The following is a 10,142-nucleotide window of genomic DNA, read 5'->3' as shown; positions in this document are numbered from 1 at the left end:
GATGGCCATCCGGTTCGAGGCTCAGTCGCTCTTCTCGCACAAAGTTTCCTCCGTGCAGATACAAGGGGTGCGTACAGAGTGGGAGCGTGATGTTTTCGCGCCGATTTCGTGCGATCTTTGATGATGCCGCCAAGCTGGAACACCCCTCATCCGTCTTGCCGCTTTGCGGCAATCCACCTTCCCCCACAAGGGGGGAAGGAAAGGCCAGCGCCACTGCCGGCATGAAAAAGATCTATGCGAAGCCGACGCTGAGCAAGCGCGAGAAGCTTTCGGCCGTGACGGCTGTCGCGTGTCCAGTGTCGGTCTGCCCACACTAGAAACGTTCGCCGTTTCCCGAGAGCCTGTTGCCGCCGGTCGCGCGATAATCCCGGATTGGTACGAATTCATACCAACTGCCCGGCTCGGTTGATCGCCCGGCATAGGCCCGGTACATAAATCGGGCGGCGGACCTTCATCAGGTCGCTAGTGGCCGGCGCGGGGCTCAGGCAATTGTCTCACCGGCATGCGCGCCGGCCATCTTCCCCAAATGATATGAGTGTGGGCCAAAGGCGCTCCGCGTTGTTCGGGGCTCCCTGATGCTGACCTTCGCAGGCTGGATCCGGACGCTGCTCAAGTCGGCGCGGTGAGTTCGGCTGGGGCACCGAGACGAGTGCGGCACGGAGTGAGGTGGTGATGGCTTCGGCGCCGCTTCGATGCACTTGCCGTCAAACGCATGTTGCCAAGCTGGAACACCCCTCATCCGACCTCGCTTCGCGAGGCCACCATCCCCCACAAGGGGGGAAGGAAGAGGCGCCGCATTCGCCTTAACTTTCGATCCAAACCTTCTCGAAATGCTGTTCGAGCGCCTGGTGTTGTTCGCAGCCTTCGATGCCTTTGCGGTAGGTGCGGTAGACCGAGCGCCAGTAGGGTTGGATGATAATGCCGGAATCGCGCAAATTCTGCTCGATCTTGGCCATGATTTCCTTGCGGGCCTTGGGGTCGGGCATGGCCAGCGCCTTGTCGAGCAGCTCGTCGAATTCCTTATTGGCATAGGCGCTTTCGTTCCAGGCAGCGCCGGATTTGTACGCCAGCGCCAGCACCTGGACGCCGAGTGGGCGGCCGAGCCATTCGGTGCAGGAATAGGGGAACTTGCTCCAGTCGTTCCAGAAGGTGGCGGCGGGCAGAACGGTGCGCTTGATCTTGAGGCCGGCCTCGCGGATCTGCGCGGCGATGGCGTCCCCCGTGTTCTTCTGCCATTCGATGTCGACCGAGATCAGCTCGTATTCATGGTCCGCCTTGCCGGATTCGGCGAGCAGTTTCTTGGCCTCATCCACATCGCGTTCGGCCGGGCCGATATCGGCGTATTCGGGGTGCATGGGGCCGACATGGTGGTTGTCGGCGGGCTTGCCGCGGCCGTCGAGGCCGAGCTTCAGCACGGCCGAATTGTCGACGGCGAGCTGGGCGGCGCGGCGCACCTTGACGTCGTCATAGGGCGGATTGCCGACATTGAAGCGGGCGACGATGGTGGACCCCGTCGCGATCTCGGAATTCTTCAACCCCATCTTGTCGGTCTGCGAGACGGCATCGGAAGCGGTCTCGTGGTCGGTGTCGATCTCGCCGGATTCGAACGCCGACAGCATGGCGTTGGGGTCGGAGCCGTAGTCGATCCACTGGATGCCGTCGAGGTAGAACTCACCCTTCCACCACGGCTTGTCCTTGCGCTTGACCTCCGCGCCGGTCTCCGCGTCCCATTTGACCAGCTCGCAGGGGCCCGTGGTGATCGCAAGCGCCTTCATCGGGTCGCCGTCGCCATCATAGGAGCGGTGCATGATCAGCGCGGGATAGTCGGCCATGCCGGCGATCAGCGAGATGTCGGGTTTTGGCAAATTGAGCTTGATGGTGAAGTCGTCGACCTTCTCGATGCCGCCATCGACCACCTTCTTGGTATCGGCATTGACCAGCGCGCCCATGCGTGCGGCGACAGAATTGCCGGCAACGCCGGCCTCGCACCAGCGGGTGAGGTTGTGGACGACATCGTCGGCGTTGAAGGCGTCGCCATTCGACCAGGTGATGCCCTTGCGCACATGCAGCGTCAGCGTCCTGGCGTCATCGCTCATCTCCCATTTTTCCAGCAGCCAGGGCTCGAACGAAAAGTCGGTGTTCCAGCGCACCAGATATTCGTTGCAGTGGCGCGCGACGTTGGACATTTCGACGCCGTCGAAGGTGCGCGGGTCCTTGAAGCCCTTGACGTTCATGGCGATACGCAAGATTCCGCCCTTCTTCGGTTCGGCGGCGCGGGCAGGCGTCGCGGCGATGCCGCCCAGGGCAAAGGCGCCGGCGGCGCTGACGCCGAGCCCGGCCATCAGCGCCAGATATTCGCGGCGGCTGATGCCGCCGGTCCTGAAATCGTCGGCGACGAGTTTGGCCCGCGGGTGAAGCTTGCGGTCGGTCAGCATGAATTTCATCGTCGTTCCCTCTTTTTGTTGGTGCGTGCCGCCCAAAGTGCCCGGCGGTCATGCACAGCCTCGCCGACGCGGGGGCGGCTGCGACCGCCGGGGCGCCATTGCTGAGAGGGAATGATAAAGCGGGGTAACGTGGCGAAATGTTCTGGAATCCGCAGGAGTTGTGCAGTGCTCCGCAGGGGTGAGCGGGGCACAAGCAAGGCGCGAACCCTCTCCCGACTTCGTCATCCACGGGCGGAGCGGTAGCGAAGCGGACGCGCAGACCCGAGGATCCATGCCGCGACGTCGGTCGTAGCGTGCAGCGGGGCAGATTCTGGACCGTGGCAACGCTCGGGAGTCCCGGCATGGATCCTATGGTCTGCGCGGCGTCGCTTCGCTCCTTGCTCCGCCACAGGATGACGAAGAGAGAGGCGGTGGCGCCAGGGCAACGCCCACAAAAAACCCGGCGCGAGGCCGGGTTTCAAGCGATCCTTTTCAGCCGAGCCTCAGCTCACCTTGGTCTGCGACGCGGCCTGGTCCTCGGCGATCTTCTGCTGGAACATCTGCGCGAAATCGATCGGGTCGAGCATCAGCGGCGGGAAGCCGCCATTGCGCGTCGCCTCGGCGATGATCTGGCGGGCGAAGGGGAACAAAAGACGCGGGCATTCGATGAACAGGATCGGCAGCATGTGCTCCTGCGGGAAGCCCGAAATGGCGAAGACGCCGCCATAGACCAGCTCGACGTTGAACAGCACTTCCTGGTCGAAGGAGGCCTTGGCATTCAGCGTCAGGTTAACGTCGAACTGCTTGTCGGAGAGCGGGTTGGCGTTGACGTTCACGTTGATGGCGATGCCGGGCGCCTTGTCGCGGCCGCGCAACGAGTTCGGCGCGCCGGGGCTTTCGAAGGACAGGTCCTTGACATACTGGGCCAGGACGTTGAGCGAGGGCTGCGTCGCGTTGCCGTTGCCGTTGGCGCCGACCGGCGCGTCATCATTGCTGGCCATGAGCCGATATCCTTTTTCCCCTGTGCAGTCTCGCTCACCGAATAATCGGGGCTGACCGAATTGAAATCGGGCGTTCGCTACCATGGCCGGCATGACAAGACAAGGTTTGCCGCCTTGCTTGTCGCGTCGTCATCCCCGGGCGAAGCAGGCGCGCAGCGGCGTCGCGGAGACCCTGGGATCCATGCCGCGACACCGGCCAGGGATGCAGCGGCTCGAAGCAGCCGAATGGCCGACGCACAACTTGCAAGTGACTTCGCCGCGACGGACTTCGAGTTAAAGCAGAGCAAAAATTCCGCACCGTCGCAGCGCGTCCATGTCACGGCATGGATCCTGGGGTCTACGCCGCGTCGCTCCGCTCCTTGCTCCGCACCAGGATGACGAAGAGAAGCCTCAATCGTCCTTCAGCCGCCGCCACGGCGAATTGTGGTCCGGACCGCGCTTCAGGTCGTCCTCGCGCGAATAGTCGCCGTCTTCGAGGTCGATGACCTTGTCGCGCTGGCGGCGGAAGCCGCCGGTGGAGAAATCGGTGGCCACGACGATGCGGCCTTTCAGCCTGCTCCAGGCAAGGTCGCGCACCGGCGGCAGGAACAGGAGCAGGCCGATGATGTCGGTGATGAAGCCGGGGATGATCAAAAGGATCGCCGCGACCACGATCATGGCGCCATGGGCGAGCTGGCCACTGGGGTCGCGGCCGGCAGCCATCTCGGCGCGGATGCGGGTCATGACGCCGAAACCCTGGTGGCGCAGCAAAAGCACGCCGGCGAAGCTCGAGGCCAGCACCAGGCCGACCGTGGCCAGCGCGCCGACCTCACGGCCGACGACGACGAAACCGGCGATTTCCAGCAACGGCAGCGCGAGGAGAAAGAAGGGAAGCAGCGAAATGCGCAAGTCTTTACCGACCATTCGATTGTTTTGTCCCGCTGGCGACCAATCGCCGCTGGCACGGAGGCTGTTAGATAGGTATGCCTGCCTTTGATTTGAATGATTGCGCCTTGCGTTCTATATGCTTTGAATGGTGAACGCTATGCGACCGCGGCCTGTCGGCTGGGACGGTCCGGCCTAGAGGCAGGGATTGATTGGCGGAAAATATGGGCTTCTTCGACTTCGGCACGATTTTCTTCCTGATCGCGGCGGTGGTGATCTTCTTCCAGCTGCGCAACGTGCTGGGCCGTCGGACCGGTAGCGAGCGGCCGCCCTTCGATCCCTATACGGCGGCGCGCACCGACAAGGACGCCACGCAGAAGCCCGAAAACGTGGTTTCGCTGCCGCGCAAGCGGGCGCCCGGGGAGCCGGCGCCGGCAGACACCTATACGGCCATCGACGCCTTCGCCAAGCCCGACACCGATCTCAACAAAGGCCTGCGCGCGATCAAGGACAATGACCCGTCCTTCGACCCCAAGGGGTTCGTCGACGGCGCCAAGATGGCCTATGAAATGATCGTCATGGCCTATGCCGACGGCGACCGCAAAACGCTGAAGAACCTTCTGTCGCGCGAGGTTTATGACGGCTTCGTCGCGGCGATCGGCGAGCGCGAGGCCAAGTCGGAAAAAATCCAGTCCTCCTTCGTCGGCATCGACAAGGCCGACATCGTCTCGGCCGAGATGAAGGGCGGCGAGGCGCATGTGACGCTGCGCATCATCAGCGAACTGATCTCGGCGACGCGCGACCAGGCCGGCACGGTCATCGACGGCGACCCCGAAACGGTGGCCGAGGTCAAGGATGTCTGGACCTTCGCCCGCGACACGCGCTCGCGCGATCCGAACTGGAAGCTCGTCGCCACCGAAGAAGAAGACTGAGTCCGGAACAGGCGGGCTCCGGTGTCGCTGTCGCCCCTCCTTGTTGAAAGGTCCTTCGGCGACCTGCCCGGTTGGGGTGACGACGACCATCTGCCGGCCTTCCAGGCCTTTGCCCGCTCCGCCTTCCATGTGCCGGTAAAACCCTATCGCAGCGGTGCGCTGGGTGTCGATTTCGGCGCCTTCGCCGAGGCCTATGCGCAAGCGCGCCGCGCCGCGCCGGCGAACCGATCCGAGGCCCGCGCCTTCTTCGAGCGCCATTTCGTACCCATGCTGGTCCGGCCGGAGACCGGCGCCGGCCTCGTCACCGGCTTCTACGAGCCGCAAGTCGAGGCCTCGCCGGTGCGGAGCGAGCATTTTGCCGTGCCGCTGCTGTCGCGTCCGGCCGACCTCGTCGATGTCGACGATGCCAACCGGCCCGCCGGAATGGATCCTTATCTCGCCTTCGCCCGCCGGACCGCCGACGGGCTGGCCGAATATCCCGACCGTGGCGCGATCGAGCGCGGCGCGCTCGCCGGCCAGGGGCTGGAGATCGCCTGGCTGGCCGACAAGGTCGACGCCTTTTTCATCCATGTGCAAGGCGCGGCGCGGCTTGCCATGACCGCTGGCCGGCTTTGCCGCGTCACCTACGCCGCCAAATCCGGCCAGCGTTTCACCGGGCCGGGCAAAATCCTAAGCGAGCTGGGCGAAATTCCGCTCGCCGAGGTGACGATGCAGTCGATCCGCGCCTGGTTCAAGGCGCATCCGGAGCGGGTCGACGAGATCCTGTGGCAGAACCGCTCCTATATCTTCTTTCGCGAGGCCGCGGTGGACGACGCGGCGCTGGGGCCGATCGCGGCCGCCAAGGTGCCGCTGACACCGGGCCGATCGATGGCCGTCGACCGCCTGCTGCACACATTCGGCACGCCTTTTTACATCAACGCGCCGACGCTTACCGCCTTCGACAAACGACCGTTCCGCCGGCTGATGATCGCGCAGGACACCGGCTCGGCGATCACCGGGCCGGCGCGCGGCGACCTGTTCGCCGGCTCGGGCGATGCCGCCGGCGAGATCGCCGGGGTGGTGCGCAACGCCGCCGATTTTTACGTGCTGGTGCCACGCGCGCTGGCCGGGGGCGCAAAATGAGCAGGCGCCCGGATAAACTCAGCGAGGATGACCGGGTGCTGTGGAACCTGGTGGCGCGCACCGCCAAGCCGCTCAAGGGTCGCGCCGTCGTCGACATTCCAGACATGGCCGTCGATGCCAGGCCGACGCCGTCGCAACCGGCCCAGCCCGCCGCCGGCCCGCCTGGCGCGGCAAAGCCGAAGGTCCAGCATGTCACGCACCGGCTCGATGAGCCGACACTGGACAAGCTGCAAAAAGGCCGGCTGCCGATCGAGGGCCGCGTCGACCTGCATGGCATGACGCAGGACGAGGCCTATTCGCTGCTGTTCTCGTTCCTGCACCGGGCGCATGCCGGCGGCGTCCGCTATGTGCTGGTCATCACCGGCAAGGGGTCGTCCTCCGGCGGCGATGGCATCCTGCGGCGCGCCGTGCCGGCCTGGCTGTCGACACCGGCGTTCCGGCCGCTGGTCTCCAGCCACGACCATGCCGCCCGCAACCATGGCGGCTCGGGCGCGCTCTATATCAGGCTGCGGCGGGCACGCTCATGAGGGCTCTCAGGAGGCCGGGCGCATGACGCCGTTCGGCGAGAAGCTGCGGACGCTGAGGGCCGAACGCGGCGTCAGCCAGAAAGACATGGCGGCGGCGATCGGCGTCAGCGCCGCCTATCTCTCGGCGCTCGAGCATGGCAGGCGCGGCGCGCCGACCTGGACGCTGATCCAGAAGATCATCGGCTATTTCAACATCATCTGGGACGATGCCGAGGAACTGGCGCGGCTGGCCGAAACCTCGCATCCGCGCGTGAAACTCGATACGTCGGGTCTTTCCCCCGCCGCCACCGAACTTGCCAATCTTCTGGCCGAGAACATCGAAAAGCTGGATGAGGCCGCGCTTCTGCGCATCACCGCGTCGATCCGCGCGGCACTCGGCCGGCGATCCTAGACTCGGGTTTCCGCCCGAACTTTCCGGCGGCCGGGCGATCGCCCGATCGCAAAGCAACGCCCGCCGGCGAGTAGCCGGCGGGCAGCCGTGGTGAGATCATTTCTTGCCGGCCGTGCTGCCGCCATTGCCGCCACGGCCATGGTCGCCATGATCCTGGCCGCCATGTCCGCCGCCCAGGCAGTCCGACGCGCCGGCGGCGCCGCAACAGCGGCCGGCCCACAGGTCGTTGAGGTTGGTGTTGGCGCAGCTTGGGATGGTCTGGCCGGCCAGAGCGGATCCGGTCAGGGCCGAAACGGCAGCGGCGGCGAGAAGGGTGTTGCGCAGAAAAGCAGTCATTCGAGGTCTCCATGGTTTGGGTTTCTATCGTCCACGGCTGTGTGTCGCCGGGCGAACGGAAATGGTTCACGGAGAGGTGAGAATTTTTTGGACGGAGGTGCGCGGCGGAGCCTCCTCGCCTTCGTCATCCACGGGCGGAGCGGGAGCGAAGCGGACGCGTAGACCCGAGAATGACGAAGCGCTGGGAGTGCGCAGCCCTAACCGGGCGGCTTTCCCCTACTGTACCGAGCCCACCAGAACCTGCTGGCCGCCGCGGATCGAGACCCAGCGGCCGGTGTTGTCGATCGCCTGGCGCTTGAGGAAGCGGTAGCCGGTCTCGTCCCAGGGCTTGACCTTGTCGGTCAGATTGTCGAGCACATAGTCGCCACCGTCGGTGCGCACGGTCAGCACGGCGTGGCCTTCCCCGTCGGGCTTGCGCACCACGGTCATCAAGAGATCGGCGAGCGACATGCCCATGCGGGACAGCTGGCGCCGCTTCTCCAGCACGTAATCCTCGCAGTCGCCGACGCCCTTGTCGGGATAGGCCCAAACCTCGTCCTTGCCGTAGATGTCCATGTCGCTCATCGGCTTGACGGCGGCATTGACCCTGGCGGTGACGTTGACCAGCTTGCGCATCAACCCGTCGGTCAGGGCCGCCGGCGCGAGGTTGGCTGGGCGGATCGAGCATTCGCCCGGCCGCTGCTTGCAGAAATCATAGTGACCGATCGGCTGCGAGGTGAGGCCCCCGGTCGCCATCGCGTCCGAAGCCCAGGCCGGTGTCATCCAGCCCCCCGTTAACGCCAGCCCGGCTGCCGCGCATACGCGCAGCCTTCGCGTGATTGAGGAATTCATTGTCCCCGCTCGCCCTGTTGTTAACGAAACGTTAAGGGCGATTTACACTCCGTGTCAATTAAGACATCGAGTTGATTTGCGGCATGGTTACCCGCGGGGAGGGACAGCGGCACTTACGCAACAGAATCGGATCCGCGGCCGGCCCTGTTTCAAAATCGCCTACCGCTTGGCGGTGCGGACCAGTTTCGGCTTCACCGCCACCCGGGTCTGGCGGCCATAGCTGGTGATGAAGTCGACGATGCGCGGCACGATCTCGGAGCGGAAGCGCGAGCCGTTGAAGACGCCGTAATGGCCGACCGCCGGCTGCACATAGTGCGCCTTCTTGTCGGCGGGGATGTTGACGCACAGGTCCTGCGCCGCCTTGGTCTGGCCAAGGCCCGAAATGTCGTCGTTCTCGCCCTCGACCGTGAACAGGGCGACGTTGCGGATAACCGACGGATCGATCCTGGTGCCGCGATGCGTCATCTCGCCCTTGGGCAGGGCATGGCGCACGAAGACGGTGTCGACGGTCTGCAGGTAGAACTCCGCCGTCAGGTCCATCACCGCCAGATATTCGTCATAGAAGTCACGGTGCTTTTCGGCGTTGTCGCCATCGTGCTTCACAAGGTGCATGAAGAACTCCTTGTGAGCGATGATGTGGCGGTCGAGGTTCATGCTCATGAAACCCGAGAGCTGCAGGAAGCCGGGATAAACCTCGCGGCCGAAGCCCGGCACCGGCCAGGGCGCGCGCATGACGACGTTGTCGCGGAACCAGTCGATGCGCTTCTCCTTGGCCAGCAGATTGACGGCGGTCGGGTTGCGGCGAGTGTCGATCGGCCCACCCATCAGGGTCATCGTCGAAGGGACGAAGGGGTCGCCCTTCGCCTCCATCAGCGCCACCGCCGCAAGCACCGGCACGGAAGGCTGGCACACGGCCATCACATGCGTGTCCGGACCCAGCGTGTGCAGCATGTCGATGACGTAGTCGATATAGTCGTCGAGATCGAAGCTGCCATCGGCCAGCGGCACCATGCGGGCATCGACCCAGTCGGTGATATGGAGATCGGCATAGGGCAGCATCGCCTCGACGGTGCCGCGCAGCAGCGTCGCGTAATGGCCCGACATCGGTGCCACGATCAAAAGCTTCGGGTCGGCCTTGCGTCCGGCTGGAACGGCGCGCTCGAAACGGACGAGATTACAGAACGGCTTCGACCAGACTGTCTTTTCGGTAACCGCGACGCTCTTCCAGTCGACCACGGTCTTGTCCAGGCCGAATTGCGGCTTGCTGTAGCGGCGCGTGGTGCGCTCGAACAGTTCGGCGCCCGCCGCGACCGAACGGCCCCAGTGCGTATGCGAAACCGGGTTGAGCGGATTGGAGTAGAACAACCGGACCGCGTCGGCATAGAGCCGTGCCGGCTGCAGGGCGGCGTGGTTCATTTCGTAGAGCTGATAGAACATCCGTTACCCCGCGACCGAAGAGACGACGAACAGCGCCGATCCCTAGATGTCTCGCGGGGAAGTTAACAACTAATTGCTGCGATGCAATACGTCACGTGGCGTGACTAATGCTAATTTCGTCCAAAGCCTTGAAAACAGGCGCCCGACGGCACAGCCGGCTCAATGTGCAGTGCCGAAATGTGTAGGATATGTGTCAGGCCTTCGCACTGGACACCGACCATGATCCCGAAGGTTCCCGTTTGCTCCGCTGGCCCGCGGTGCGGGAGAGATCATGGTCA

Annotated in this window: 10 protein-coding genes; 4 read left to right on the top strand and 6 right to left on the bottom strand. The window is 64.5% G+C overall.

The genetic code is table 11. The features are described from left to right. Nucleotides 1-803: 803 nt before the first annotated feature. The 3 genes from O7A60_RS30160 to O7A60_RS30150 form a co-directional block, all read right to left on the bottom strand. Entirely contained in the window at nt 804-2,444 is a 1,641-nt protein-coding gene (locus O7A60_RS30160) for an ABC transporter substrate-binding protein (protein ID WP_337109325.1), read from the bottom strand. Between the two features lie 482 nt (nt 2,445-2,926). Further along, the gene (secB, locus tag O7A60_RS30155) at nt 2,927-3,424 is read right to left on the bottom strand and encodes a protein-export chaperone SecB (RefSeq protein ID WP_027145705.1); all 498 of its coding nucleotides are present in this window, start codon (nt 3,422-3,424) and stop codon (nt 2,927-2,929) included. Nucleotides 3,425-3,814: 390 nt separating this feature from the next. Continuing rightward, on the bottom strand, nt 3,815-4,312 hold the full coding sequence (locus O7A60_RS30150; RefSeq protein WP_027145706.1) for an FxsA family protein: 498 nt from the start codon (nt 4,310-4,312) through the stop codon (nt 3,815-3,817). Nucleotides 4,313-4,512: 200 nt separating this feature from the next. Between O7A60_RS30150 and O7A60_RS30145 the strand changes: the two genes are divergently transcribed. The 4 genes from O7A60_RS30145 to O7A60_RS30130 are packed head-to-tail and all read left to right on the top strand — an operon-like array spanning nt 4,513 to nt 7,260. Next, entirely contained in the window at nt 4,513-5,220 is a 708-nt protein-coding gene (locus O7A60_RS30145) for a Tim44/TimA family putative adaptor protein (RefSeq protein ID WP_140715808.1), read from the top strand. A 21-nt stretch (nt 5,221-5,241) separates the two neighbouring features. Further along, complete coding sequence (mltA, locus tag O7A60_RS30140; protein WP_337109324.1) at nt 5,242-6,342, top strand: murein transglycosylase A; 1,101 nt, start codon at nt 5,242-5,244, stop codon at nt 6,340-6,342. Further along, entirely contained in the window at nt 6,339-6,869 is a 531-nt protein-coding gene (locus O7A60_RS30135; protein ID WP_337109323.1) for a Smr/MutS family protein, read from the top strand. The genes mltA and O7A60_RS30135 overlap by 4 nt, the downstream gene beginning before the upstream one ends. A gap of 22 nt (nt 6,870-6,891) precedes the next feature. Then, on the top strand, nt 6,892-7,260 hold the full coding sequence (locus O7A60_RS30130) for a helix-turn-helix domain-containing protein (RefSeq protein WP_027145710.1): 369 nt from the start codon (nt 6,892-6,894) through the stop codon (nt 7,258-7,260). Nucleotides 7,261-7,356: 96 nt separating this feature from the next. Here O7A60_RS30130 and O7A60_RS30125 read toward each other — a convergent pair whose 3' ends face one another. From O7A60_RS30125 to O7A60_RS30115, 3 genes are all read right to left on the bottom strand, one after another. Beyond that, nucleotides 7,357-7,596 carry a hypothetical protein gene (locus O7A60_RS30125; protein WP_140715762.1) on the bottom strand — a complete coding sequence of 80 codons (240 nt, stop codon included), beginning with the start codon at nt 7,594-7,596 and terminating at the stop codon, nt 7,357-7,359. 216 nt (nt 7,597-7,812) lie between these two features. After that, nucleotides 7,813-8,427 (bottom strand): transglutaminase-like cysteine peptidase, encoded by a 615-nt coding sequence (locus tag O7A60_RS30120; protein WP_337109322.1) that lies wholly within the window; start codon nt 8,425-8,427, stop codon nt 7,813-7,815. Nucleotides 8,428-8,586: 159 nt separating this feature from the next. Next, nucleotides 8,587-9,864 (bottom strand): polyhydroxyalkanoate depolymerase, encoded by a 1,278-nt coding sequence (locus O7A60_RS30115; protein ID WP_337109321.1) that lies wholly within the window; start codon nt 9,862-9,864, stop codon nt 8,587-8,589. Nucleotides 9,865-10,142: the final 278 nt, after the last annotated feature.

The organism is Mesorhizobium salmacidum (SeqCode) (assembly GCF_037179605.1).
Classification (GTDB): Bacteria; Pseudomonadota; Alphaproteobacteria; order Rhizobiales; family Rhizobiaceae; genus Mesorhizobium; species Mesorhizobium salmacidum.
Note: the sequence above shows the minus strand (reverse complement) of the source record. Positions and strands in the feature narration are given on the sequence as shown.

What these genes read in the sequence shown, in the direction of transcription:
- O7A60_RS30160 (WP_337109325.1), bottom strand. Translation starts at nt 2,444, where the DNA reads ATGAAATTCATGCTGACCGACCGCAAGCTTCACCCGCGGGCCAAACTC.
- secB (WP_027145705.1), bottom strand. Translation starts at nt 3,424, where the DNA reads ATGGCCAGCAATGATGACGCGCCGGTCGGCGCCAACGGCAACGGCAAC.
- O7A60_RS30145 (WP_140715808.1), top strand. Translation starts at nt 4,513, where the DNA reads ATGGGCTTCTTCGACTTCGGCACGATTTTCTTCCTGATCGCGGCGGTG.
- O7A60_RS30135 (WP_337109323.1), top strand. Translation starts at nt 6,339, where the DNA reads ATGAGCAGGCGCCCGGATAAACTCAGCGAGGATGACCGGGTGCTGTGG.
- O7A60_RS30130 (WP_027145710.1), top strand. Translation starts at nt 6,892, where the DNA reads ATGACGCCGTTCGGCGAGAAGCTGCGGACGCTGAGGGCCGAACGCGGC.
- O7A60_RS30125 (WP_140715762.1), bottom strand. Translation starts at nt 7,596, where the DNA reads ATGACTGCTTTTCTGCGCAACACCCTTCTCGCCGCCGCTGCCGTTTCG.
- O7A60_RS30120 (WP_337109322.1), bottom strand. Translation starts at nt 8,427, where the DNA reads ATGAATTCCTCAATCACGCGAAGGCTGCGCGTATGCGCGGCAGCCGGG.
- O7A60_RS30115 (WP_337109321.1), bottom strand. Translation starts at nt 9,864, where the DNA reads ATGTTCTATCAGCTCTACGAAATGAACCACGCCGCCCTGCAGCCGGCA.